Here is a 26,165-nt window from a genome sequence, read left to right as displayed (position 1 = left end):
ATTGCGCGCTCCCGGCAGCACGCTTGAGTGCCAGGCATGTCAGCCAGCCCCATCCGCGTCACCATCTGGAACGAATTTGTCCACGAACGGCAAAACCCTGCCGTGGCGGCCATTTATCCGCAGGGCATTCATGGGGCGCTGGCGGAGGCGCTGGCCAAGCATGGCGCGTTCATCGTCCACACTGCCACACTCGATGAGCCCGAGCAGGGCCTGCCGCCCGTGGTGCTGGATCAGACGGACGTGCTGCTGTGGTGGGGGCACGCGGCACATGATCAGGTGAGCGATGAGCTGGTGACGCGCGTGCAGCAGCGGGTGCTCGCAGGAATGGGGCTGATCGTGCTGCACTCGGGGCATTTCTCCAAGATCTTCAAGCGACTCATGGGCACGAGCTGCGCGCTGTGCTGGCGCGAGGCAGGCGAACGCGAACGTGTGTGGAAGATCAACCCCGGCCACCCCATCGCAGCGGGCATTGGTGACTGCATCGAGATCGAGCAGTCGGAGATGTATGGCGAGCCCTTTGGCATTCCCACGCCGGACGAGCTGATCTTCGTCTCCTGGTTCCAAGGCGGTGAGGTGATGCGCAGCGGCGCCACCTGGACGCGCGGCAGCGGCCGCATCTTTTACTTCAGCCCCGGGCATGAGGTGTACCCGATCTACCACCTGCCAGACGTGCAGCGTGTCATCGCCAATGGCATCCGCTGGGCACGCCCGCAGGGCGAAGCCGCCAGCACGCCACGCCATGTGCCGGTGGAGCAGGCGCGGGAGAAGATCGAAGTGCGCGGCGGCACGGTGCACGTGGAGGATGGGAAGCTGGCGGGGCAGTGAGCGCCTAGGAGCGCGGAATTTATTCCGCAGCACTCCGCTGCAGATCCAACTCCGCTTTTGCCCGCCGCTTTGACGTGCCGGGAATCAGTGTGTTTGCGCACTATGAGATGAGCGAACACCCGCCAGGCGCGGACGACCTGCTGCGGAATAAATTCCGCGCTCCTCAGATGCTGCGCGGCTTCGCTTGTTACTGCGCCGTCATGTTTGCACGGCCACCGCGCAGGACGTATTTCTGGATCTTGCCGGTGGCGGTCTTGGGCAGCTCAGCAATGAACTCGAAACCATGCGGCACTTTGAAATGCGCCAGGTGCTCGCGGCAAAAGAGCCGCAGTTCCTCAGAAGTGGTGGTGGCACCGGGACGCAGTACGACGAAGGCCTGCGGGGTTTCGCCCCATTTTTCATGCGGCAGGCCCACCACGGCGGATTCCTGTACAGCCGGGTGGCGCAGCAGCACACCCTCCACCTCCACGGAGGAGATGTTCTCACCACCGCTGATGATGATGTCCTTCCAGCGATCACGGATTTCGATGTAGCCGTCGGGATGCACCACAGCAGCGTCTCCACTGTAGAACCAGCCGCCCCGGATGGCCTTGGCGGTGGCGGCGGGGTCGTTGTAGTAGCCTTTCATCACCGCATTGCCGCGGATGATGATCTCGCCCATCGAGGCACCGTCTTTGGCGACTTCCTGACCGTCGTCGTCCACCACGCGCACCTCGGCATTGGCCAGATACTCCACGCCCTGACGGGCCTTGATCACCGCGCGCTCCCTTGCGCTGAGCTGCTCATGTTCGGGGCGGGATTCGCTGATGGTGACGATGGGCGAAACTTCCGTGAGGCCATAGACGTGGGTGATCTCCCAACCCAGCTCGCCCTCCATGCGCTCGATGGTGGCGGCGGCGGGTGGCGCGCCGGCGGTGATGACGCGGACGCCGCGCGGCACGTCCTGGCGGACCTCCTCCGGCGCATTGGCCATGCCGATGAGCACGGTGGGCGCGGCGCAGAGCAGGGTGCAGCCCTCCTTTCGGATCGCCTCAAAGATGAGCCGGGGGTCTGCCTTCGGGATGCACACATGCCGCCCGCCCACGGCGGTGACGGTCCAGACGAAGGTCCAGCCATTGGCATGAAACATGGGCAGCACCCACAGATAGCGGTCCGCACTGGTGAGGTGCGTGTGCATGAGGTGGCCCATGATGTTGAAGGCCGTGTTGCGGTGGCTGACCATCACGCCCTTGGGATTCGCCGTGGTGCCGCTGGTGTAATTCAGGGCGATCATGTCCGTCTCGCTGATCTCAGCGGGGGCGGTGAAATGGGGCGCGGAGGCTGCCAGCGTGGTCTCGTAGTCGGTCCAGCCGGGCTTGCTGCCGGTGAGGGCCACAAAATGCTCCACCCCGGGCACTTGGTCGCGAATGGAGTCCACGGCGTCGAGGTAATCCGCATGCACGCAGGCGATGCGAGCGCCGCTGTGGTTCAGAATGTAGGCAAAGTCGGCGGCGGTGAGGCGGAAATTGATCGGCACAATGACCGCGCCGATCTGCGGCACGGCGTAGAAGGCCTCCAGGTGCGCATGCGTATTGGGGGCGATGGTGGCCACCCGGTCCCCCGGCTGTACGCCCAGGCCCTGCAGCGCCGCAGACCAGCGGTCGCAGCGCTCGAAGAACTCGCGGTAGGTGAAGCGGCGGTCTCCATCCACCACAGCCTCGCGATCAGCATACAAGCGGCGGGCACGGCGGGCGAAGTCGAGAGGCGAGAGAGGCGTTTCCATGGAAAGAAGGCGCAAAGCCTAGCCGAATGCGGCTGAATAAGGCGAGAGAAAAGAAGCAGCCCGAGGGCGAGGACCTCTGCGGCCTCTCCTATTTAGGAAAGCGATTTGGTGAGGTAGAGAGAGCCCCCCGCCTCGGCCACGTACACCGCCTGTGAAAAACCGGCGGCGGCATAGACGCGCTTCGCGTGGTGGTTGTGCTCCTGCACCTCCAGGGTGAGCCGGCAGCAGCCCAGCTTCCGGCCACGCTGCTCGATGGCCTCAAGCAGCGCACGCCCAATGCCTGTACCCCGGTGGCCGGGAAGAACGAAGTAGTCCGAAATGTTGATGAGCGGCCGTGCGGCAAAGGTGGAAAACCCGCGAAAGCAGATGGCGAGGCCCACAGGCTGGCCGCCGCAGGTGGCGAGGAAGACCAGCGTCGTGGGGTGGGCACGCAGCCCGGGAACCACCTCGCGTCTGGCTGTCTCCGAAAGGGGCTTGCCGTCGCCCATGGGGTCCATGGCATAGGCATTGAGGAGATGAAGGGTGGCTGCCTGATCCTCCGGCTGGGAGAGATCGGCTTCGTGGACGGTGGCGGAATCGTCGCTCATGACTTCGCCAAAGAAACCGGATCGTGCGATTTACCAGCGTTTTGTGAAGCTGGCCGGGATGGGATGGCGCTGCAGGCACGTTGAGGGAAACAAAAAGCCACGCAGCCGACCATGCGACTCCGTGGCTTCAGGTTTTGGGGTTGGGAAATGGATCAGGCCTGACGCGATTCGATGCGTGCGACCATCTCGCGCACGTGCCAGGCTTTGTAGGCGCGTGGCTTCAGGATGGCGAGGCTGCGGGTGAACGAGCCCCACTTGAGCACCTGGATGGTCACGCGGCGCGTGCCCCAGCTGTTCATCATGCCGAAGGTCGGCTTGTAGAGATCGATGGTCCGAGTGCCGACGAGGGCGGAACCGTAGTCATCGACGACGTAGAGCGAGGGATCGCCCTTGATCTGGAATACCGTGCCCACCGGGTAGATGGACCAGTCGGCAGCGGCGCTGCGGATCTGACCGTGCTTGAGGGGGGTACCGGCGGCGGTGCGCGCACCGTATTCGATGTGGTCGCCTTCGTCGTGGGTGTAGGCGGTTGTCTTGACGCCTGCAATGACCTGGCCTGGTGTGCCAGCTGGGGTTGTGGTGGTTGAGGAGCTTTTAACTTCTTCCGCGGCAGCGGAGACGCACATGGCAGCGAGGCACAGGAGGATGGTTGGTTTCAATCTTTGGGTTGGTTGTTGGGTCGCGCTCTTCCGGATGGGGGGCCCGGGCGAGGGGCGCGCATGGTGACGAGTTCGACACCCCTGTCAACGCAGCGATTTGTAACCCGGCCTGGTCAAAAATCCGGATTTATCCCATCCCAAGCCTTAATTCAGCGCCACTGTGTCACTTTAAACGCAAAACCGCCCCGTAAGCCTCCGCCCCGCCGGGAGACGTCATGGTCTGTTCGCCGAATGTCGCAGGTGCGACACATGCCCCCGAAAAAATCAGCCTTCCAGAGGGGTGCCAGGCCATGCAATAGGCATTGTCCCCCTTTGCACCCCCGGTTGGCAGGAGCCACTCGAGGGCGCCTTTTTCGTCAAAAGAGGCCGTAAAGATGTCGGTGGCACCCTGGGTCTTGAGCGTCTGACCGGCGAAGGTGGCGGTTTCGGAGAATTCGCCGGTGACGAAGCAGCGGCCGGTGTTGTCTGTGGCGACGCCGAGGCAGTAATCGGTTGCAGGACCTTGCAGGACTTGGCTCCAGAGGAGTTTGCCTTCGGGGCTGAAGTGGGCGAGGACGCCGTCGTTGTCTTTGTCTCCGGTGGACTGCACGGGGCCACCGTTGAGGACGCCTTTGAACATGCCTGCGCACCAGGTGCGGCCGGTGGAATCTACGGCGATTTCGTGGAAGCCGGCACTGGGTGCGCCGGGGAGAGAGGCTGCCCAGACGCCTGTGCCTTCGGGGGTGAGTTTCAGCACGATGCCACCCTGTGCTTTGGATTGCAGCGCTATTCCATCCAAGGAACCCTCGCCGCCGCCGTTGCCGCCTATATAGATGGCGTCTTTGGCATCGACGCCGAGGCCGTGGCCGCTGCCGTTGAATTTGCCGCTGGTAGCCTTGACCCACTTCAGGTTGCCTGAGGGGTCATATTTGGCACAGAAGATCGGGCGGACCGAGGTGCCGTTCGCATTCACGACGACGTCGCCGAACTTGGCTTCGCCTGCCACCGAACCGGTGACGACGATGTCGCCATGGGAATCGACGGCGATGCCGTGGCCGTAATCGTAGCCTTTTCCGCCGGCGGTTTTGATCCAGAGGAGCGCACCTTGTGTGTCGTATTTGGCAATAAACACGTCGTAATCCCCCGCGTTTGGTAGGAGGTGGCCGTTGGCCTGGGCATCGGTGCTTTGATAGTGGCCGGTGACGTAGATGTTGCCGGCGGGGTCGGTGGCGACGCCGTAGCCGCGGTCCACCAGGCTGCCGCCGAGGCTGCGGACCCAGAGGAACTTGCCATCCGGGGAGACTTTGGTGAGGAAGAAGTCGGTGCTGCCGAGGCCGGTGCGCTTCTGGTCGCCGAAGGTGCCGTCGTCGGTGGCTTCGCCGGCCATGAAGACATTGCCCTCGCGGTCAAAGGTGACGGCGCGGGTCTTGTCGCTCTTGGCTCCGCCGCAGGCGGCGACCCATTCGAAGGTGGGGGTGGCGGCGTGGAGGGAGGTGGCGAGGAGGGCGAGGCAGAGGGAGCGCATGGGACTGGAGAGGGAGCCGGATTTTACAACGCAGAGATTCGAAGACCGCAGAGATGAGGCTAGGTTTCTGAGCTGGATCTCTTGCGGCGTTCGGACTTGTTTTACGCTTCCTTACTGGATGGGCGAGAAATCGGTGGCCTTCATGTAGATGCTCTTCACGCCTTCGGACTGAGGCTCGATGGTGAGGGAGCCGCCGTTGGCGGCTTCGCTGGCGGCCTTGGCTTTGACCCAGTCGGGGTCGGCGCGGAAGGCGGTGAAGGAGGCGAGGCCGGCTTCTTTGCTGTCGTGGGCGAGGATGTAGATGAGCTTTTTGCCGGCACCTTTGTCGGCGTCCGAGGGGGTCCAGTAGGCGAGGTTGGTCATGCCGTGCTTTTCGAAGAGCTTCATGGTGTGGTCGCGGAAGCGGGAGTGGAGGGCGTCGAGCTTGCCGTCTTTGGTGGTGTAGGTGCGCATTTCGAAGACGCGGGGTTTGCCGGCTTTGGCGACGGCCACCGGCGGGGAGTAGTCGGTGGTGGTCATGAAGATGGACTCCGGGGGCTTGGCGAGGATCTTGCCGGCTTCTTCGCTGGCCTTGCGGGCGGCCTGCCACTCGGGGTCGGCGCCGAAGGCTTTGAAGCTGGCTGTGGCGGCGTCGCGGCTCTTGTGTTCGAGGACGTAGATGAGGGTGGTCTTGGAGCCGTTTTCTTCATCGACTGGGACCCAGTAGCCGATGTTCTTCATGCCGTGTTTTTCGAAGAGCTTGCAGGTGTGATCGCGGAAGCGGGCGAGGAGGGCGTCGAGCTTGCCTTCGTTGCAGGTGTAGATGCGGAGTTCGTAAACGGGGGAGGGCGCGGCGTCCGCGGCGTGGAGGAGAGGGGCGACGAGGGTGAAGAGAGAGAGGGCGAGGAAGGTGAGGCGGGTCATGAGAGGGTGGAAGGAACGGCGGTGGAGAGGCGGGCTTATCAGATTGCTTGGCGGGCGGGCGGGAATGGCACGCGGTTGAGGTTGTCGATTGTGAATTGTGCGGGGGCTGAACGCTTCTTGCTTTGAAGGCCGGAATGAAGGTAGAAAGATTAGGGGTAGGAAAATTTTAGGTTTAGAGGTTGAGGGGACATTTTTCTACCCCGTTCTGGAACGCTGAAACGAGAAGACTCTTAACGAGTGCCCTTCTTGACTGGCATTTGAATGACAGCCCTACGGAGCTGCAAGTTTGGGCGGGTGGTAGCGTTGCCTTTTATCTCCATGAAATTCGTTTTTACTCCCGCGGTCGTCCTGCTTGGTTTCACTTGCTGTTGTGCTGTGGTTGGTTGTGCGACGGCAGGGGGTGGACTGAAGGCCTGCAGGGATGCGAAGGCACTGGTGGCGAAGCGCACGAAGGAACTTGGGGCGGAGAATCCCAAGACATTGTACAGCCGCACAAACCTGATCGCCGCGATGCTAGATCTTGAGCAGGGTGAGGCGGCGGAAAAGGAGGGCCGGGAATTGCTCCCCATAGCCACCCGGGTCTTCGGCGCTGAGTACAAGGAGACTCTGGTGATCCGCAAGAACCTGGCGCTGTCTCTGGCGCAGCAGGGACGAATGGCAGAAGCGGAGAAGGAGTATCGCACTGTGCTGCCGCTGATGCAGCGTGTGATCGGAAGCGATTCGCCCAAGACGCTGCGCTGCCGGGCGGACTTCATTGCTGTGATTGGTGCGCAGGGCAAGAATACGGAGGCGGTGAGGGAGAGCCGGAGTTTGATTGCGGCGCAGACGCGGGTGCTGGGTGCGGAGAATGTGGAGACGCTCTGGGCGCGCTACAATCTTGCGTATGCCCTGCACCAGATGGGGCGGCAGGAAGAATGCCAGAAAGAGATCGGCGAGTTGCTGGCGGTCGCTGAGCGTGTGCTGGGTCGGGAGCATTCGCTGACAGTCAAGGCTGGACGGCTCAAGAAAACTGCAGTGTGAGCAGGTTGAGGTGGTGCTGTGGCGGATGGCTGCAAAACCGTAGATCGAACCCTGACTGAGACTGTAGTGACAGAGTCGTAAGAAGGCGTCAATGGAATGGATGGCCTACGGAACACACGGAATACGCGGAAAAGGATTCCAAACCGGGGCTTCAAGGTGGGGCGATGCGATAGTTCGAGATGCTGGTGCAGTTTTGTATGTCACCGTCCCGTCTTATGCTCACGCTTCGTTTTCATTTTCGCGTCCTTGCCACCGCTTTACTCGCCATCGTGGCCTCGGGAGCAGGTTTGGCTGAAGAGGTTTCGAAACCGGGCAAGGCGGGGGTGGGGCCATGGCAGGCTGCGGCGGCGGAGCATGCGCATATTCTTTCGCAGGTGAGGTGGACGCCGGTGGCGGGGACGATGCCGGAGAGGAATGGGGGCTTTTTTGAGAAGGGGAAGGAGTATGTTGGGGTGCCGTACTCCAGCGCCAAGTCGGATGGGAGATACATCGGCTTTGACATCAATTTGCGCACGTTTTTGGCGGCGGTGGAGAATCCGCTGAGCGTCTTGTACACTGAAAACCTGGCGGGCAAGACGGCGAATGCGGCGAGCTTTTATGGGACGGTGTGCTCGTCGTTTACCAGTTATGCGCTGCAGTGTGCGATTCCGGAGGTGAGTCGGAGGCAGGGGCCGGCGGTGGGGAAAGGGGTCGAGCTGGTGCAGCCGCAGGGGGCTGAGGCCGTGCAGGTGGGGGATGTGATTTACACGCCGCACAGCACGGAAAGAGACGGCTCGCATGTGGAGATGGTGACGGCGGTGACGAAGGATGCGCAGGGACACGTGACTTCGGTGCGTGTGGAGGAAAGCCGGCCTATGACGACGAAGACGACGATGCGCAGCGCGGCGGAGTTTGACGCGCATCTGAAGCACCGGAACAAGCAGCTATTTCGCATCACGGATCTGGATGCTTGGAGAGGTGGGAACCGGGCTGAGTCGCTACAGTTCCCGAATTATGAGCTGGATGCGAAGCGGCCGGAGATCAATCGCACGCTGCTGCTAGATCTCGGGGACTGGGTGCCGTATCAGAAGGGGAAGCCAGTGAAGATCCATGTGATGGACCGGGACGGGCTGGGGGTGAAGGCGCTGGTGATCCAGCGTGATGGCAAGGTGGTGGAGGAAGTGGCGGTGAGCGGGCCGGGTGTGGTGGAGCGCAGTTTCACGGACTGCGGCGACTACACGGCGCATGTGCAGCGGCCGGATGGCTCGACCAGTCCTGCGTGTGAGTTTGCGGTGTGCGATCTGGATTTGAGTCTGCCGGAGGGAAGCGTGTCGCTGGCCGAGGAGTGGCAGGTGACGTTCCGCAGCGAGAACATCCCGATAGCTGCGGTCTATCTTTTCAATGAAGGGGACAGCTACGGGCGACATCCCATCGTTCTAAGTCCGGAGCAGCGTCGCGCCGGGAGTGTGAGCATTCCGGTGGGGCTGCTGAAGAAGCCTGGGAAACTGCAGGTGTGGGTGATAGGGGAGCACCGGCTGGGGAGACTGAAGGTGAGGAAGGATGTGCGGGTGAGGAGTGGGTCCTAAGTTGATGTCGAGATATAGAAGAACACCTGAATTCAGGGCGGCTTGGCTGTGGAACGAAGAGTGAGGGGGCGCGAAAAAGAGGGCACTGCTCTCTGGGCCAGGGAATGAGGGACCGAGGGGATGGCCGGAGGTGGGAACCGCAGCTTGGAAGTGCAGCGGAAGGCGAAGCCAGATTTTCCGGGATGGGTCGAGGGCCAAATCGCGTCCAGTTGGTTGGGGATTTATGGGGGACTCGCTTTTGGCGGGCAAACCTGGGGTGTGAAGGGAGTTCTATCGCCCAAAACCTTTGTCAATCATTCGCACTTTTTCCCCAGTTACCTACAACCCCCAATTTCTTAACCCAAGCTCGGACGCTGTCATTTTCTTACGACTAGAGTTGCAAAGTTATGCCTTATGCCTCACCATCTTAAAATGGCCACAGATCTTAAGATTTTGCACTTCACGGACCTACATTTTCAGGAAAAATCCCGAGAGGACATTCAACGCCGTGTGAAAGCTTTTAATCGGCATGTAGCCGAAGAGAAACTCAAGCCTGATCTATTACTCTTCACGGGAGATTTGGCTTACCATGGAACAGCGGAGGAGTTCCTGGCAGCCGAAGAGGTTTTTCTAGAACCAATACGAAAAACGCTCCAGCTAAGCGCAAAAAATGTAATCGTAATTCCAGGCAACCATGACGTCGATAGAAATCAAGTATCGGCACCCATCTCTAATGAATGCAAATCCATAAAAGAAAGTCGAGCTGCAGCGGAAGTAATGAAAAAGGGGAAATATGCCCCTAGACGTCTTGAAGCGTTCAATGCATTTAATAAGCGTAGAAACCCGGGAGAGGGATCTGACGCAGCTTTTCAGTCCTTCGAGGAGGGACTTTTTTCCACGCGCATATTGGAGATTAATGGTGTACGTGTGGGTATCGCAGCACTCAATTCCGCTTGGCTATGCGTGGATAATGATGATAAAAAGCGCCTGTACCTTACAGAATATCAGGTGGCTAAAGCGACAAACGCACTGGCTTCTGCAAATTTCAAAATTGCATTGTGCCATCACCCTTTTGATTGGTTCAATGAGGATGAAGAATTAACCCTAAAAGACTTAAAGCGTGAATTTCCGCTCATTCTAACGGGTCATCTGCATGAACCAGAGTCATATTCTATTGAAGATGCCACGGGTTCTACTCTTTGTCTTTTAGGACGCGCGTTTTTTGATGGCAAGGTCAAAGAGGAGCTTGCAGATGGTTTTCAAATTATAGACATCAATTTATCCACAGGTGAAACGCAACTGACATACTACTGGTACATCCGCGGACGCGATGCTTTCGATTATGACACAAAGACCGGGAAACATGGTAAGCAGTCATTTCGCATCGCATTTAAAGACCCTGTAAGGCTGTCCAGTGCTGTCTACGCACAAACTTTGGTCCTAAAACAAAATAGCACGAGATACGAAGATTTAAAGAATCGTTTATCTATAGCTCAACATCGTCATGAACCGATCCTTGTGACGCCGCGAGTTTGCAAAATGACTTTATCTTCAGGATCACCATCCTACGAAAATAGAAGTGTGGATATCAGCACCTTAAAAAAAGGCAATTCTTTCATCTTTGCTGACAAGGATGCAGGAATGTCCACGCTATTTATAATGATAGCATCAAGCTACGACTTGGAAAGTAGCCAAACAAGTGATGGAATCGCAGTATTGATAAACTTTTCTCAAACCGATCTTCAGCCAAACCGTGAAGCGCTGATTCAGCTTATAGAGAAAGCCTCAGATGCTGCTTTAGATTTTCTATTTTCTAGCAAAGTGAGATTGTTAGCAGATGGATTTCATTCTTTGGAAACAGAATGGGTAGAAGTCATTCATACCATCTGCAACGAGTTTGGATGGACTTATATAATCGGTTTAACCAAAGACTTATCACTTCAAGCGATTTATCACCAGCGATGGTACAAACAATGTTCATTTTATGGATTGAGGCCTTGGGGGCCAAGCCGCATACGCGATTTTGCAATACAGATGCGTTCAGCCTCTGACTCGAATGTTGATAAAATAACCAAGATGGTAAGCGACGCATTGCGATATTGCGACCTTCCAGCTTCACCAGGTATTATTAGCTTATACCTATTAGGATTGCCCACGGTATCTGATCATACGTTTTCATCCCTTACATTTTTATCTTTATTAGAACAAATTGAAACGCGCCGCCTTACTGAAGGACAAAGTTGTGAATTTGATACTTCGTATCATCGAAAATTAATCCTTCAACAGATCGCTATAGAATGCCATAGGGCTATGGCTCTATATTTAGATACAAGTGTTGTTTACGGGCTCATTGATGAACACTATCAGCAAGGGGGGCTTCGTGCAAATGCGCCTGATATTGTGAATGGTCTTCTCAAGACTGGATTCCTGATCGCTTCCACCAGCCAGATAGCTTTCTCCCACTACGTGTACTTCGATTATTTTCTTGCTAAAGCCTTTTCTGAAGGGAAAATCAATGAAAATTCAAGTTTTGATTCAATACCAAAACTTGTGTCAATTGCGCAGTCTCTATCATTGTTTGCAGGACTGAAGAGAGAAAATGAGAACCTAGCTATAACAGTTTTAAGCGTGATTGAGGCGGAATTGCCCAACCCGAAGCGTTGCGATCTCCCCGAGCTTGATGAGCATATTAAAATTCTCACTGAGAGAAAGGGGACGGCTGAGGAAGTTATGCGCGAAGATCTGAGTAAAGAAGCCAACCGCGATGAATTAGACGCTGCATATGAATCGGACAGGCGCTTAGATCGCGAGAGAAGAACTCGGTTTCTTGATCCATCTACGCACCAAACGATTGATGATATATCAAAGAGGTCGGAAGCATTGCGGGCATTTTATACGATTTTTAGAAATTTAGAGCGGATTGATATTGACATGAAGGTGCTTCTATTGGAGCGCATTTTGGACTATCATATCGACACGAATTTTCACCTTGTTGAATATTACTACCGGTCGAGAACAGATGATGCTCTCAAGGCATTTCTTGCGTATGTGGTAACGCTAACTGGCCAGGACTTCCTTGCGGCTTTTTTGGCCAGTGGCGGAATAGTTCAAGCTGTTATCAAGCATATAAATCAAACAGATAATAAGCTGAAAAAGATGCTGATGATTTTATTGCTCAGCGATTTAAGAGTGAAAGAAAGTTATCCGTTAATGACTCAGTTTCTTGAGTCCACTCAATCATTTGCTTCTATTGAAATATGCTACGCGCATTTGCGGAGGCGTTTGTCTAGTTCCGATGAAAAAGTTGTTTCAAATGAAGAAAAAGATCTTTTCCGTCTTGCTCACCGGCTCCGAGAGGAAAAAATAGTTGGCACTACTTCCCATGGTGAGATTAAACAATCATTTGATCGAGTATTTCGTCAGGTTGAAACGAGCAGATGGATTTTTCGAAATAGGACAGGCGAAAACTTAGAATAAAAGTGCGCATGACTTTACTCGCCGCGAAGATGCTAGTCATACTACAGTTAAGAAGACTGTGGGAGAAGTATCTTCAGATATAGAGGCCCTTGGCGATCTTGGAGCTATGTCAACTGATCTTCCTAAGCACAGGCCTCAGCTCGCGGCGAGGATGCCGGCGGCTTTGTGGAGGGTTTCTTCGTATTCGTGCTGGGGGATGGAGTCGGCGACGATGCCGGAGCCGACGTGGAAGGTGATTTGGTTATTTTTTTGGACGGCGGTGCGGATGGCGATGTTCCATTGGCTGCGGCCGTCGAAGCCGAACCAGCCGATGGCGCCGGTGTAGAGGCCGCGGGGGTGGGGCTCGAGTTCGGTGATGATTTCGGTGGCGCGTTTTTTGGGGGCGCCGGTGATGCTGCCGCCGGGGAAGCAGGCGCGGAAGGCGTCGACGTGATCGATGTGGGGACGGAGGGTGCCGGTGACGGTGGAGACGAGGTGGAAGACTTGGGCGAAGCTTTCGACGCGCCAAAGCTCGGGGACGGAGACGCTGCCGAATTCGCAGACCTGGCCGAGGTCGTTGCGCTGGAGGTCGGTGATCATGAGGAGTTCGGCGCGTTCTTTGGGGGAGGTGGTGAGTTCGTGGACGGCGGCCTCATCGCGGGCGGGGTCGGTGGCGAAGCGGGGGCGGGTGCCTTTGATGGGGCGGGTGGCGATGCGGGAGCCCTGCATGCGGAGGAAGAGCTCGGGCGAGGCGGAGAGGACGGTGGTGCCGGCCAATTGCAGGTAGCCGGCGTGGGGCGCGGGGGAGACGGTGCGGAGTTTTAAATAGAGGGCGAGGGTGTCGGCATCTTGAGGCCAGGGGGCGTGCCAGGGGTAGGAGAGATTGACCTGGTAGATGTCTCCGGCGGTGATGTACTCCTGGGCGCGCTGGACCCTGCGGATGAACTCGGCGCTGGTGAGGCCGGGCTGGAAGTGGAGGCGTGGGGCGACGGGTGGCGGGGGCGGGGACGTAGGCGCGGGCGAGCCTGAGGAGGGGGTGCTTGGGAGTTTGAAGTCGCCGAATTGGTACCACTTGGAGGTGTCGTGGTGATAGACGAGGCCGTGGGGGTAGATGCCGAAGGTGAAGTGGCCGTCGTAGCCGACCCAGCCGTAGAGGCCGCCGGCGGAGGCGCGGGGGATGCGGAGGGCGGAGCGGACCTTTTCCCAGTCGTGGTCGATGTGGCCCTGGATGGTGGCGACGGGTTCGGCGGTGAGGATGGAGATGGCGCCGGGGGTGGCGAGGGAGGAATCCATCCAGACGAGGCCTTCGCGGTGGCGCAGTTGTGCCACCATTTCTGCGGGTGTGGAGGAAAAATCACACGGATGGTAGTGCGGTGACGTTTCAATGGCATGAGAGAACAACGGCAGGGAGCGACCTTCCGGCATTTTGAACGAAGAACCCTGAAGCATTGACACTAGGAGGCCTAAATCGTACCATGGCCGTCTTTTTCAGCAACCTGTGACTCCCCTGCCCTCCACCATTCTGTCGTCTGAACGTGATCGCTCCTCCGCGGTGGCCTGGGGCACGCTGTGCCTGCTGGCGGTGGTGCAGATGAGCCTGGTGGCGAAATTGATTTTAAATAACAATGCGTCCGCCGAGGGCGGCAGGCCTGTGGCGTCCACGGCATCGGCAACGATGCCTGCAGAGAGGCCAGTGTCGTCTTTTTCTACGGCTCCCGTTTCGGCGCCAGCACCTGCACCGAGCACGGTTCCGGAGGTGGGCCAGATCGCTCTGCCGCAGCCTGTGCCGGCGGCTGTGGCGCCGCCGCTGCCGGGCTCGCTGGTGCAGGCACCTGTGGCTCCGCCTGTTTCGAATGGTCCGCCGCCGATCGGTTCCTTTACGCAGCCGGGGACTCCAGAGCCAGCGCCGGCGCTGCCGGGTGCCTCGTATACACCGCAAGTTTCATCCCTGCCGCCGCAGTCGATGCCGCGGGCACGCACGCCTTCGCTGCCTCCGGCTCCGGGTGCGGGCGCATCCCAGCCGTATGCGCTGCCTGGTGCCTCGGCAACGATTCCTCCGGCACCGCCTGCCAGCACCTCCGAGCCGTACGCGCTGCCTGGGGCCACGGCTTCTATGCCGCAGACGCTTCCTGGCACTGCCGCCCGGCCGCAGACTGCTCCGGGGAATGCTTCTCTGCCGAAGAGCTTGCCGCCTGCCATGACGCCAGGGACGACGAAGCCGATGGTGCCGGTGGCTCAGACGCCTGCAGCTCCGCCGCAGACGACGGCGCGCGGGCCGGACCTCAGCACGCCCAAATTTGGGCCGAACATGAATTTTCCTGATGGCACCAAACCCAAGACGAATGCTGCCAACGAGCTGCTGCGCGATGTGAATTATGTGGTGACTTCTGCGAAGGAACTGCGCGGGCTGAGTGACATGCAGGGCGTGCTGGAACTGCTGCGCCGCGCGGAAGAGGTGAACCCTGACCACCCGGCGATCATCGCGGAGATGGCGGAGACTTATGAGCAGATGGGGATCACGGCCAAGGCGATGGATGCGTGGCGGCGGATCCAGCTGCTGGGACCGACGAAGGCGGGGAGCTACTTTGAACTGGCGGCGCGCAGGCTGGGCTCTGGCTCGGCGGCGGTGACGGCACCGGGAGGCAATGCGCTTCCGGGAGGAGACGGCGAAAAGTTTTTGCGCCTGGGCGCATGCCAGGCGGAGCGGGATTTCAAGGTGAACAGCGGTGAGCGCTACATCCTGCACGTGCCGATCCAGCGTGCGGGGAACCGTCCGATCAACAGCAAGGAGCTGGACCTTGAGGTGTTCTTTTTTGACCGTGTGAACAACGTCCAGGTGGCGCAGACGATCGCGCCCGAACCCGTGGAAACGTGGCAGTCCTCTCCGGTGGACTGGAACGGCGCGGGTGAGGAGCTGCTGGACGTGGTGTATCACCTGCCCGCACTCTCGCCCGCCGAAATCCAGCAGCATGGCCGCCGTTCCTACTACGGGTACATGCTCCGGCTGTACTACAACAACAAACTCCAGGATGTGGCTGCAGAGCCCCGCGATCTCCTGGAGTTCGGATCCACACCGGGCGCCGCGCCCGGGGGGGTGAATCCGCTGCTCCCGCCCGTGGGGAGGTGATCGCCACTGACATGCCCGCATGATACTTTTGTTTGTCGATTCCAATGCCGCACTGCGCGGTGTACGTGCCAACTGGCTGAGGGATAATCTCCCTGGCTACTCTGTGGTGGACTTCGCCGATTCGGCGAGCGCCGCTGCGTGGGTGGCGAAAGCGGACTCACTGGACATCCTGGTGACGGAGGCGATCTTCCAGACGCAGGAGACGGGCTTTGCGCTGAGGGATGCCGTGCGCGGGCGCTTTCCGCAGACACGGGTGCTTTTTACCACACGGTATGACCTGACGGGATTTGAAGACCAGATAGCGGACGGGCTGGTGCTGAAAGATGGACCGTATACGCCGGAGAAGCTGCTGGACCGTGTGCGCGCGCTGATGACGCTGCAGACGGAGAGCGATGACCCGCCGCCGGTGATGGTGCCGGGGACGGTGCTGGGAAACTACCAGGTGCTGGAGCGGCTGTACATCGAAAGCGAAGCGGAGACCTACCGCGCACTGCAGATCACGGTGCAGCGGCCGGTGGCGCTGGTGCTGCTGAAACCGGAGTACCTGAAGAAGCCGGACATCGTGGCGAAGTTCAAGGAACGCGAGCGCGTGAAGGCCTCGCTGATGCATCCGCGAATCGCGCCGCTGTATGAGGCGGGAGAGACGAACGGATGGCTCTTTTACACGCGGGAGCTGCCGCGTGGGAGGAGCCTGATGGAGATCGAGCTGACGGATGAAACGCTGAGCGAGCGACGGCTGGCGGAGGTGCTGTTTGGCGTGGCGGAGGCGATGCAGTTTGCCACGGAGCGCGGGTACCACCACCGCAGCATCACACCGCGGGACATTTACATCGATGCGGACCATCAGGCGAGCATCGTGAACTTCTTCCGGCCGGCCGTGGCGAAGAAGAGGGACGCCCAGGCGGATGTGAAGGCGTTTCTGGAGCTGATGCGACAAGTGGCGGCGGAGGGCAAGGCACGGGGCCTGCTGCAGTCCCTGACGGATGCCAACCACGACTGGAACGGGCTGCTGAACGCGCTGGATGATGTGCGCGACGACATGCGCGAGCGGAGCATCGTGCGGAAGATCGAGGCGGAGACGCTGCCGGTGAATGTGAACGGTGCGAAGCCGTGGTGGGTGTGGACGGCGATCGTGCTGATCCTGGTGGTGGTGGCAGGGCTGGGTGCGCTGATGAACGGCAGGAACTCGCCGCCGACGGCGAATGTCTCGGCGCTGCCGATCGAGATGGTGAAGATCCCGGCGGGAACATTCAAATACCAAAAGAACGAGAACATCAAGCTGCCGGATTTCTGGATCAGCAAACACGAGGTGACGATCGGGCAGTATGCGGAGTTTTTGAAAGCGCTGAAGAGCGCGAAGGCGGGGGCGTATGACCATGCGCTGCAGCCGAAGACCAAGACGGGGCATGAACCGGTGAAGTGGGGCCAGTATTACGCGGCGGCGAGGGCGGGGACGACCTTCAACGGCGAGAGCATCACGCTGAACACGCCGGTCTCCCAGGTGGACTGGTGGGATGCGTATGCCTTTGCCAAATGGAACGGCCAGCGCCTGCCGACGGAGCAGGAGTGGGAGAAGGCTGCGAGCTGGGACGAGAAGAAAGGCCACGCCCTGCGGTACCCCTGGGGCAACACACCGAACCCGAAAGCCGCCAACCTGGGCGATGACTATGACGCCTCTCCGAAAGGCAAGGGCGGCAAGATCGACGGGTATAATCTGTGGGCGCCGATCACGCGCGTGACGCTGGATGTGAGCCCGTATGGCGTGTGTGACATGGCGGGCAATGTGAGCGAGTGGACCGCCGGGGAAAGCCGTCCGGACGAATGGCCCGCGCACCCGGATTACGTGGACATCAAGGTGCCGGTGGTGCGCGGCGGACATTTCGGGCTGAAGAGCAATGATCAGCTTCTCACCGACAGACGCTTTCCAGAATCTGCGAATGAGGCTACACTGGCGCGTGGCTTCCGCACCGCCACGAGCACAGCACCTGCCAAACCAAAACCATGAAGCTTATGAACCGCATCCTCCTCCTGATGATCCTCTGCCTGTGCTGCGGCCAGGCGCGCGCGCAGTATGTGACGAATCTCACGCTGCTCAAAAATCAGTTTCTGACCGGAGAGCCCGTGGTGGCGGTGGTGACGGTGACGAACCGCTCCGGCGCGGATGTGATCGTGGGCGGTCATGGATCGCGGGACTGGCTGCAGTTTGAAATCACGGAATCCACCGGGCGGCGGCTCTCGCCGATCTCCATCGGCTCCGAGGAACCCCTGACGATGAAGGCTGGCGGTACGACCACGCACAAGGTCGAACTTTCAGGCGGTTATTCCACGGCGGATCTGGGCACGTTTTCGATGGTGGCCAATGTGCTGCATCCCATCACCGGACAGTTTTACCAGTCCAACAAGGTGCGGATGACGATCACGGATTCGAAGCCCAACATGTTTGACCAGCCGTATGGTGTGCCGACGGGCTTTCAGAACGCGGGGCGGCAGCGGCGGTACCAGGTGATCTTGTATCGGGAGCTGGACGATCTGCAGCTGTACTGCCGCATCACGGATGATCGCAGCGGCGCCTATATCGCGACGTTTCTACTGGGGCCGGCGATGATGGCGGTGCAGCCGCAGATCAGCATCGATGTGCACAACAAGCTGCACGTGATGTTTCTGGCGCAGCCGCACATTTTCTGCCACGCGGTGGTGAATCCGGACGGCAAGATCAACCAGCGCAACTATTACAAGGACCCGGATGGAAACCGCCCGACGCTGGTGATGACGAGCACGGGCGCCAAGGTGATCGGAGGCGAGGGCTTTGATCCCGGCGCACCGCCGCCGAAGAAGAGGCTGCTGCGCAAGACCTCTGAAATGCCGACGACGCTGGGCATCGTGCCGAAGAAGAAATAACGGCAGGATCAGCGGCGAGAAAGCGTTTATGCTTGGCCATGCTTTCGCGCCTTTTCCTCTGCCTTGTGTTTGCCTCCGCCAGTCTGCACTCCGCCTCCGCGGCTGAGGTGAAACCTGCGGCTAAACCGAGCTCCGGTGTGCCGGCGGGGAAGGCTCTGAAGCCACAGACTCCAGCGGGCTACACGCTGAAGACGCTGGAGGTGGCGAAGTATCCTGAGCACACGGTGGAGCTGTATGTGTATGTGCCGGATGCGGAAGGCACATGGCCGTGCGTGCTGGACATTCATGGCGGCGGCTGGAAGGCACGCCAGGTGGAGGCTGACAAACCGATGATGGAGCGGCTGGCGCAGCGTGGATTTGTGACGGCGCTGGTGAGCTACCGGCTGAGCACGCAGGCGAAGTACCCGGCGGCGCTGCATGACTGCAAGGCGGCGCTGCGCTGCCTGCGCGCGCATGCGAAGGAACTGAAGCTGGATCCGGAGCGCATCGGGTGCATGGGCGGCTCTGCGGGCGGACATCTCTCGGGTCTGACGGCGATGACGAGCGGGCTGACGGAGTTTGAGGGCGAGGGGCCGTTCAAGGAGCAGTCGAGCGCGGTGAAGGCGTGCATCGTGATGGCGGCGACGATGGATGTGGTGGCGGCGAACAAGGACAAGCCGAACGAGAGCGCGGTGCTGTTTTTTGGTGCAACTGCGCAGGAGCATCCAGAGATTTACATGGCGGCGTCACCGATCACTCACGTGCGGGCAGGAGTGCCGCCGACGATTTTTATTGAGGGGGAAAAGGACACGCTGAAGGTGGGACGCGCGGAGATGATGGAAAAGCTGAAGGGGCTGGGAATTGAGACGGCGGTGTACACACTGAAGGACGCGCCGCACCCGTTTTGGATGAAGGATCCGTGGTGCGCGGAGACGGTGGATATTGCGACGGCGTTTTTTAAGAAGCACCTGGGAGAGCCGGTGGTGAAGTGAGGGGCAGCACGCTGTACACCGCTAACACTCTGGGCTCCGCTTTTGACCGCACATACTGGAGAGGACGGCGCGGGCCTTGTGGCTTTGAGTGTTTGCGACGCCCGGCATGTGCGAAGACTCGCGGTGCGCGAACCACCTGCGGCATCGGAGTGCCGCGCTCCCAGGGGGGCGCTTGGCGCGCTTTTGCCAAGCGATGAGCACGTGATCCTTGACGTTTGCTATTGAAGAGATAGCGGGGGGCGATGAGCATTTCGTATCGCATCCTCGGTGCTGCTGGCAGTGACAACGCGCTGCTGGTGCAGGTGGACAGCGGTCAGGCGGTCGAAAGGCTGCTGTTTGATTGCGGCGAGGGGTGTCTTTCGGACGTGCCGTTCGCGGAGGTGCAGGGCATTGATCAACTTTTCTTCTCGCACCTGCACATGGACCACGTGGGAGGATTTGATTCGTTTTTCCGCAGCACTTTCAACCGGCAGACGAAGCCGAACCGGATCTGGGGGCCGCCGGAAACGATCCGGATTTTGCAGCATCGTTTTCAAGGGTATTTGTGGAACCTGCACGAGGAGATGGCGGGGACGTGGCGTGTCTCTGACGTCTCTCCAAGTGAGGTGCGCACGGCGCGGTTTGAGCTGCGTGAGGCTTTTGTGGAAGCGCATCATGAAGGGGCGCAGCCGTATGCGCGGACGCTTTGGGAAGGTGCGGGATGCAGCGTGGACGTTGTGACGATGGATCACCGGACGCCTACGCTGGCCTATGTGGTGCGGGAGAAGGCGCGGCGGAACATTGACATGTCCAGGCTGGCGGCGCTGGGCTTGAAGCCGGGGCCGTGGATGAAGCAGATGAAGGAGTCAGTGGAGAGCGCCGGGGTGGTGGTGATCGAGGGTGTGCAGCACTCGATGGACGAGCTGCGGGAGAAATTGATCGTCGAGACTCCTGGGGACTCGATTGCGTATCTGACGGATTTTATGCTGGATGAAGCGGCGATGGAGCGCCTGACGGATGTGCTGCGGGGCTGCAAGGTGATGATCTGCGAAGGGCAGTACCGCCATGCGGACCTGGAGCTGGCCAGGAAGTACTTTCACATGACCACGGTGCTGACAGCGACGCTGGCGCGGCGGGCGCAGGTGGGGGAGCTGGTGCTGTTTCACCTGTCTGCCCGGTATGAACGTGCTGTGTGGCTGGAGATGCTGCGGGAGGCCCGGGAGATTTTTCCGAAGACTGGCTACCCGGCGCACTGGGAGCTGGATTTGAGTGCCGACTGAGAACTCCGCAATAGGAAGCTGAGACGGGTTGGGGATTGTTGAGGGCTTGGGCCGTGAGAGGACGCAGACTGCGCGGCGGAACGGCAAGACAGACGCTGCTGGTGGGCGCGGCTCACAAAGAAGGCGCTGGGTTTGCTTCCCGGAGGGGTGTCGTCTCTGGAACCAGGGTAGCCTCGCCAAGGCTCGGCAACCCTTCGCTATGATACGGAAGGCCGTTGGCCTTCAAGACGAAGGCGGCAGCCGATTATGCATGTATCGACAACGGCCTCGCTACTCCGCCTTTGGCAGGGCTTGGACGAGGAGATTGTAGAATTCGTTTTCCTCGTGGGTTTCGCCGTCCGTGGGTTGTCACCCACGGCTACGGTTGTGACAGCCCTCCGGGCTTGCATCAGGATGGCACAACACGTTTGCTTGAAGCTGAATGCACGGAGCGCTGCTACTTCGCCTTTGGCAGGGCCTGGACGAGGAGGCTGTAGAATTCATTTTCCTCAGGGGTTTCGCCGTCGCTCTTGAGGATGTTTTTCACGACGCCGAGGACTTCTTTTTGGGAGGTCTTGGTGGTGAAGGCCTGGGCTTTTTCATTGATGTAGTCGAACATGGCGTCGTCGCTGTCCGCGGCTTCGCGAGCACGGGCGAGGGATTCATCGATGAAGAGGCTTTTGGGGTATTCGGAATCCCAGCCTTCGGCGACGAAGGCGGACTCCAGCAAGCGCTCTTCCGTGAGAGAGATGTGAGCGTCTGCGTAGATGGAAAGGCTGAGGATGTCGAAGAGGGCTTCGCGCTGGGGTTGTGTCATAATGGGATGAATTTGGCGGTATGAGGCGGAGGATCAAGCGGACACTTGTTTACACTGAAATCTTCAGGGTTTGGAAGGCTTCGGATTGAGAGCCTGAGTGGATGGAGGCGGTGACCTGGGAGCCGCTTACGGTGATGACGGCGAAGCCTGCGGTGTCTGCATATTCGAAGGCGGTGACTTCTTTGCGCTCGGTGGTGTAGATTTCGCGGCGCTGGGTGGCGGTGTCAGGGGCGTGCTTGGGCTCGAGATTGACCTGGTCTCCGGTGTAGGTGTCGAGGCCGTGGAGGATGTCCTTGGGCTTTTGATTCAATGAGGATACGACACTGCTGACGGCGAGCTGGGAGAAGCGCTTTCCACCGGCGAGGCGGGTGAGGGCGCTGAATTTGTGCAGATGGCCGCCGAGGACCATGGCCTGTTGCTGGCCGAGGATGTCGAGGAGTTTGGCGCGCTGGGCTTTGAGCTTTTCGCCGGCGTAGAGGTGCCAGGTGGCGCGGGCGCCGTAGGGGACGACAGGGGGATGGATGATGACGAAGAGGTGTTCTGCGGTGCGTTTGGCGGCGACGGCTTCGAGCCATTCGAGGCTGGTTTTGTCGTAGGCATCGAAGAAGGCGAACTGGGAGTCGCCATAGGTCATGGTGTGATTGGCCTGGGTGTGGGTGGCGGTGGAGTCGAGGGTGCGGGCCGCTTTTGTCATGAAGGGGAGAAGGACTTCGTCGAAGGCTTCTTTGGCGCCGTCTCCGGTGACGTCGTGATTGCCTTTGGTGAAGACGAAGGGGATGCCGAGGTCTGCCTGAGTGACGAAGGCGAGGGCTTCGCGGTTTTGGCGGGCGGAAAGCTCGGCCGTGCCGCAGAGGCCTTCGACGAGATCTCCGACCTGGAGGACGAAGGCTGGGGGTGCGGCGGAGTTTTGCAACGAGGCAATGCGCTGTTTGATGGCGGCGAACATGCCGGGCATGACTTCGGCGGTGAGGCGGGAGTAGTTTTGGATCTGGCTGAGGTCGCCGGCGTGGTGGGCAGCGAGCCATTTCATGTCGTGGTGCGCCAGGCTGTCGTAGTGGAGATCGCCGAGGAGGATGAAGGAGAAGGGCTTGGAAGGCGCTGCGGCATGGGAGCCGAAGACGGGGAGTGTGGCGGCGGTGCAGGTGTGGAGGAAGCGGCGGCGGGAAGGCATGGGGGGGAAACGGTGCGGTGGGGGTGGGTTATTCGTGATTCGATGGAGATTGAGTGGGAAGGACGGGCTGGAAGCCCATCGGCCCAGGACAGCCGGGACGGCTATCCTCCTGAGGGAGTTGATTCTTCATTCGTCATTTCTTGACCACGCCCCGGCCCCTCTTGACCATCACAGCCCATGTCTGACGCCAGCACCACTCCCATGATGAAGCAGTACCTCGCCATCCGGCGGGAGCTGCCGGAGGATGTGCTGCTGTTTTTCCGGCTGGGGGATTTTTATGAGCTATTCTTTGAAGATGCGAAGACGGCCTCGCCGATCCTGAATGTGGCGCTGACAAAGCGCAACGGGGTGCCGATGTGCGGGGTGCCGCATCATTCATCGCAGGGCTACATCGCGAAACTGATCAAGGCGGGGAAGCGGGTGGCCATAGCGGAGCAGACGACGGACCCGGTGCCGGGGAAAATCGTGGAGAGGGCGGTGTCGCAGGTGCTGAGCGCGGGGACGATCAATGATTTGAATTTGCTGGACTCAAACCGCTCAAACTATCTGGCGGCGGTGTTTCGGGAGGGGAAGAAGATCGGGCTGGCGTATGTGGACCATACGACGGGCGAGTTTGAAGTGGCGGAGTTCAAGGATGCCACGGAGCTGGCGGATGAGCTTGAGCGACTGCAAGCGAGCGAGCTGCTGCACAGTGAGGAGCAGGCGGATTTGATCGAGCTGCTGGGCAGTCCATCCTGTGCGCAGGCGGTGGAGGGCTATCTGTTTTTGATTGATCAGGCGCAGCACAGCCTGACGCAGCATTTCAAGGTGCAGTCGCTGGATGGTTTTGGCTGTCAGGGGCTGAGTGCGGCGATTGGGGCTGCGGGGTGTATTTTGCAGTATCTGCAGTTTCAACTGAGGCGGAGTGTGGACCACATCCAACGGCTGCGACATGCTCAAATCAGTGATGTGGTGCTCATTGATGCGGCGAGCCAGAGTCATCTGGAACTGGTGACGGCGCGTGGTGGCAATGCGCACACGCTGCTGAGCGCGCTGGACCGCACGTGCACGCCGATGGGTGCGCGCAAGCTGCGGCACTGGGTGCTGCACCCGCTGCGGGATCTGGAGACGCTGACGCAGAGGCAGGACATGGTGGCGGCGCTGCTGGAGGAGTCGATGCTTTTTAGCCAGATCCGAACGCTGCTGAAGGAGGTGCGGGATCTGGAGCGGACGAGCTCGCGGCTGAGCCAGGGCAGCGGGAACGGGCGTGATCTTCTGATGCTGGCGTCTTCCCTGGAGGTGGTGCCGGCGCTGCGGGCGGCGCTGGAGCAGCTGATCCATGTGGGAGGAGTTCGCGAGGACTCGCTGGCTGAAGGGGGGATCAAGATGATCCCGCTCCTGCTGACCCGGCTGCATGATTTGACGGTGATTTCGCAGGAGATTCAGAAGGCGATTGCGGATGAGCCGCCGATGCAGATCAAGGAGGGCGGGGTGTTTCGCGAGGGCTATCTGCCGGCGCTGGATGAGCTGCGGGCGGCTTCGACGCTGGGACGGCAGTGGATCGCGGATTTGCAGAATCGGGAGATCGAGCGCACGGGGATCAAGAGTCTGAAGATCAAATACAACGCGGTGTTTGGGTACTTCATTGAGATCACGAAGGCGAACGTGGGCAGTGTGCCGGCGGATTATCATCGCAAGCAGACGACGGTGAATGGCGAGCGCTACATCACGGATGAGCTGAAGCGGATGGAGGACAAGATCCTGGGCAGCGAGGAGCGGAGCAAGGCGCTGGAGTATGAGGAGTTTCTGGCGCTGCGCGGACGGGTGATGGAGCATCTGGGGCACATTCAGGAGACGGCGGAGACGATCGCGATTTTGGATGCGCTGGGTTCGCTGGCTGAGACGGCGCGGTTGTTTAACTACACGCGGCCCGTTTTGAATGAGACGCGGAATTTGTTCATACGCGATGGGCGGCATCCGGTGCTGGATCAGAACCTGACGAGTGGCGAGCGCTTTGTGCCGAATGACATCACGCTGGAGCCGGAGGAGAGCCGCCTGATTTTGATCACGGGGCCGAACATGGCGGGGAAGAGTACCTATTTGCGCATGACGGCGCTGCTGACGCTGATGGCGCAGATCGGGAGTTATCTGCCGGTGTTCAGCGCGGAGGTGGGGCTGGTGGATCGCATCTTCACGCGCATCGGCGCGAGCGATGACATCGCTCGCGGACAGAGTACGTTCATGGTGGAGATGAATGAGACGGCGCTCATTCTAAACAATGCGACGGAGCGGAGTCTGGTGATCTTGGATGAGATCGGGCGCGGGACGAGCACGTTTGATGGGCTGAGCATCGCGTGGAGCGTGGCGGAGCACATTCATGACAAGGTGGGCGCGCGGGCGTTGTTTGCGACGCATTACCATGAGATCACGGCGCTGGCGCAGAGCCGCAGTGCGGTGAAGAACTACAACGTGGCGGTGAAGGAGTGGAACCAGCAGATCATCTTTCTGCGCAAGATCATGCCGGGCTGCGCGGAGAAGAGCTATGGGATCCAGGTGGCACGGCTGGCGGGTCTGCCGGAGGGCGTGATTGAGCGCGCGAAGGAGGTGCTGCTGCAGCTCGAGGCAGGGCATCAGCCGGCGGAGAGCGTGAAGGAGGTGCCGGTGGCGACGAGTGTGCCGGCGAAGGTGCGGAAGAAAGCGGTGAGTGATGAGGACGCGGGGCAGATGGTGTTGTTTGGGTGATTTATGATGAGGCGGCAACTTCTTCAGCTTTCCGGGCATTTAAAAGCTTTCCTAACAATTCCGCATCATACTGAGAGAGCCTTTTTTGGAGGCCTTCCATTTGATTCGTCAGATAAGTAATCCCTTCGTTAATCTGCTTGCGCTCATGCGCTAATGAACCTGGAGAATCAAATAAGCCTCCAGATTTCAGATTCTCTTCCACTCGCTTCAAATTTACATATGCGGTTTCGCGTCTCGAAATGTGTGCCGAAAGTTGAGCAGTAATAGCTGAAATCAATACTTGGAGTGTGAGTGCTTCAGCTGAGCCCTGTTGAGCTTCAGCCGATTTTTTCAACTCATTCCGAGTCAACTTCAACTCTTCTCGTTGAAGGTAGATTTCATGCATTTGAAGTCTGATTGTGTAAATCAGACCAATCAATGCCGCCCCTGAAAAGAGGCTGTTAACCATCCCAAACATGTCACCAAACTCTCCAGGCTTGTCTGCAATTTTTGGCGTGATTCCAATCAAAATCCAAACGGCAACAAAGCCAAAAATCCACCACCTCTCAAACTTGGGAGGCTCTCTGTTTTCTTCCTGCTTCGATTCACTTTTCATAAAGGCCAAGGCTGCGTTGTGGACTTTTAGATTAAAAAGATGGACAGCATAATGAAAAGATCCGCGGACATTAGGTCCTTCTACAAATTCCCTCCGTATCAGTGTCGCTGCAATGAGCGGTCCACGAGGCCTTCATAAATTTTCGGCGGTTATTGAGGTTAGACAAGACTTCGAAGCAGCACGCCTTCACCAACCACAGGCCGGCAATATTGGTATTGTGGTTCCGTTTAACCCGGATACCGAAGTTAAGCAGCGTTTTTGAGATCTGTGTCTGGAGAGGGCAATTGGTCGGGAGGCTGCTTCGGCGAAGTTCGTTTTTGCCACTCCAATATTTTATCCATCAAGGGTTTGTGCTTCTCGCTGCCTC

Annotated in this window: 19 protein-coding genes; 10 read left to right on the top strand and 9 right to left on the bottom strand. The window is 59.2% G+C overall.

Features of this window, described 5'->3' with window-relative positions:
- Window positions 1–36: 36 nt before the first annotated feature.
- Window positions 37–825: a ThuA domain-containing protein gene (locus ACILSR_RS14695; RefSeq protein WP_395750539.1), complete on the top strand. Its 789-nt coding sequence runs from the start codon at window positions 37–39 to the stop codon at window positions 823–825.
- Between the two features lie 187 nt (window positions 826–1,012).
- Here ACILSR_RS14695 and ACILSR_RS14690 read toward each other — a convergent pair whose 3' ends face one another.
- The 5 genes from ACILSR_RS14690 to ACILSR_RS14670 form a co-directional block, all read right to left on the bottom strand.
- Window positions 1,013–2,587, bottom strand: coding sequence for a long-chain-fatty-acid--CoA ligase (locus ACILSR_RS14690; RefSeq protein WP_395750538.1), 1,575 nt, complete (start codon window positions 2,585–2,587; stop codon window positions 1,013–1,015).
- 92 nt (window positions 2,588–2,679) lie between these two features.
- Window positions 2,680–3,174 carry a GNAT family N-acetyltransferase gene (locus ACILSR_RS14685; RefSeq protein ID WP_395750537.1) on the bottom strand — a complete coding sequence of 165 codons (495 nt, stop codon included), beginning with the start codon at window positions 3,172–3,174 and terminating at the stop codon, window positions 2,680–2,682.
- Between the two features lie 152 nt (window positions 3,175–3,326).
- Window positions 3,327–3,833, bottom strand: a complete 507-nt coding sequence (locus ACILSR_RS14680; RefSeq protein ID WP_395750536.1) for a 3D domain-containing protein — start codon at window positions 3,831–3,833, stop codon at window positions 3,327–3,329.
- A gap of 163 nt (window positions 3,834–3,996) precedes the next feature.
- Complete coding sequence (locus ACILSR_RS14675) at window positions 3,997–5,337, bottom strand: SBBP repeat-containing protein (protein ID WP_395750535.1); 1,341 nt, start codon at window positions 5,335–5,337, stop codon at window positions 3,997–3,999.
- A gap of 111 nt (window positions 5,338–5,448) precedes the next feature.
- Complete coding sequence (locus ACILSR_RS14670; protein ID WP_395750534.1) at window positions 5,449–6,240, bottom strand: NIPSNAP family protein; 792 nt, start codon at window positions 6,238–6,240, stop codon at window positions 5,449–5,451.
- A gap of 303 nt (window positions 6,241–6,543) precedes the next feature.
- Between ACILSR_RS14670 and ACILSR_RS14665 the strand changes: the two genes are divergently transcribed.
- The 3 genes from ACILSR_RS14665 (at window position 6,544) to ACILSR_RS14655 (ending at window position 12,281) form a co-directional block, all read left to right on the top strand.
- On the top strand, window positions 6,544–7,260 hold the full coding sequence (locus ACILSR_RS14665) for a tetratricopeptide repeat protein (protein ID WP_395750533.1): 717 nt from the start codon (window positions 6,544–6,546) through the stop codon (window positions 7,258–7,260).
- Window positions 7,261–7,475: 215 nt separating this feature from the next.
- Complete coding sequence (locus ACILSR_RS14660) at window positions 7,476–8,825, top strand: hypothetical protein (RefSeq protein ID WP_395750532.1); 1,350 nt, start codon at window positions 7,476–7,478, stop codon at window positions 8,823–8,825.
- 411 nt (window positions 8,826–9,236) lie between these two features.
- Window positions 9,237–12,281 (top strand): metallophosphoesterase, encoded by a 3,045-nt coding sequence (locus ACILSR_RS14655; RefSeq protein WP_395750531.1) that lies wholly within the window; start codon window positions 9,237–9,239, stop codon window positions 12,279–12,281.
- 135 nt (window positions 12,282–12,416) lie between these two features.
- Here ACILSR_RS14655 and pabB read toward each other — a convergent pair whose 3' ends face one another.
- Complete coding sequence (gene pabB, locus ACILSR_RS14650) at window positions 12,417–13,592, bottom strand: aminodeoxychorismate synthase component I (protein ID WP_395750530.1); 1,176 nt, start codon at window positions 13,590–13,592, stop codon at window positions 12,417–12,419.
- 166 nt (window positions 13,593–13,758) lie between these two features.
- On the opposite strand from pabB, the gene ACILSR_RS14645 reads away from it, so the two are divergent.
- The 5 genes from ACILSR_RS14645 to ACILSR_RS14625 all read left to right on the top strand — a co-directional run bounded on the left by ACILSR_RS14645 (window position 13,759) and on the right by ACILSR_RS14625 (window position 20,515).
- On the top strand, window positions 13,759–15,387 hold the full coding sequence (locus tag ACILSR_RS14645; RefSeq protein ID WP_395750529.1) for a hypothetical protein: 1,629 nt from the start codon (window positions 13,759–13,761) through the stop codon (window positions 15,385–15,387).
- Window positions 15,388–15,406: 19 nt separating this feature from the next.
- Complete coding sequence (locus ACILSR_RS14640) at window positions 15,407–17,392, top strand: SUMF1/EgtB/PvdO family nonheme iron enzyme (protein ID WP_395750528.1); 1,986 nt, start codon at window positions 15,407–15,409, stop codon at window positions 17,390–17,392.
- The gene (locus ACILSR_RS14635; protein ID WP_395750527.1) at window positions 17,389–18,285 is read left to right on the top strand and encodes a hypothetical protein; all 897 of its coding nucleotides are present in this window, start codon (window positions 17,389–17,391) and stop codon (window positions 18,283–18,285) included. Before ACILSR_RS14640 ends, ACILSR_RS14635 begins: the two co-directional genes overlap by 4 nt.
- Before the next feature lie 38 nt (window positions 18,286–18,323).
- On the top strand, window positions 18,324–19,256 hold the full coding sequence (locus tag ACILSR_RS14630; protein ID WP_395750526.1) for an alpha/beta hydrolase fold domain-containing protein: 933 nt from the start codon (window positions 18,324–18,326) through the stop codon (window positions 19,254–19,256).
- A gap of 242 nt (window positions 19,257–19,498) precedes the next feature.
- Window positions 19,499–20,515 (top strand): MBL fold metallo-hydrolase, encoded by a 1,017-nt coding sequence (locus ACILSR_RS14625; RefSeq protein WP_395750525.1) that lies wholly within the window; start codon window positions 19,499–19,501, stop codon window positions 20,513–20,515.
- 436 nt (window positions 20,516–20,951) lie between these two features.
- On the opposite strand, the gene ACILSR_RS14620 is transcribed toward ACILSR_RS14625, so the two are convergent.
- Both ACILSR_RS14620 and ACILSR_RS14615 read right to left on the bottom strand, forming a co-directional pair.
- Entirely contained in the window at window positions 20,952–21,311 is a 360-nt protein-coding gene (locus tag ACILSR_RS14620; RefSeq protein WP_395750524.1) for a hypothetical protein, read from the bottom strand.
- A gap of 49 nt (window positions 21,312–21,360) precedes the next feature.
- A complete protein-coding gene (locus tag ACILSR_RS14615; protein ID WP_395750523.1) occupies window positions 21,361–22,482 on the bottom strand; it encodes a metallophosphoesterase family protein in 1,122 nt (373 codons plus the stop codon).
- A gap of 177 nt (window positions 22,483–22,659) precedes the next feature.
- Between ACILSR_RS14615 and mutS the strand changes: the two genes are divergently transcribed.
- Window positions 22,660–25,203 carry a DNA mismatch repair protein MutS gene (gene mutS / locus ACILSR_RS14610; protein WP_395750522.1) on the top strand — a complete coding sequence of 848 codons (2,544 nt, stop codon included), beginning with the start codon at window positions 22,660–22,662 and terminating at the stop codon, window positions 25,201–25,203.
- Window position 25,204: 1 nt separating this feature from the next.
- Here mutS and ACILSR_RS14605 read toward each other — a convergent pair whose 3' ends face one another.
- Window positions 25,205–25,798, bottom strand: coding sequence for a hypothetical protein (locus ACILSR_RS14605; protein WP_395750521.1), 594 nt, complete (start codon window positions 25,796–25,798; stop codon window positions 25,205–25,207).
- Window positions 25,799–26,165 lie beyond the last annotated feature (367 nt).

It is taken from the genome of Prosthecobacter sp. (assembly GCF_044222565.1).
In the GTDB taxonomy this organism is placed as follows: Bacteria; Verrucomicrobiota; Verrucomicrobiia; order Verrucomicrobiales; family Verrucomicrobiaceae; genus Prosthecobacter.
The sequence above is the reverse complement of the archived record's forward strand: the minus strand, read 5'-3'. Positions and strand labels throughout refer to the sequence as shown.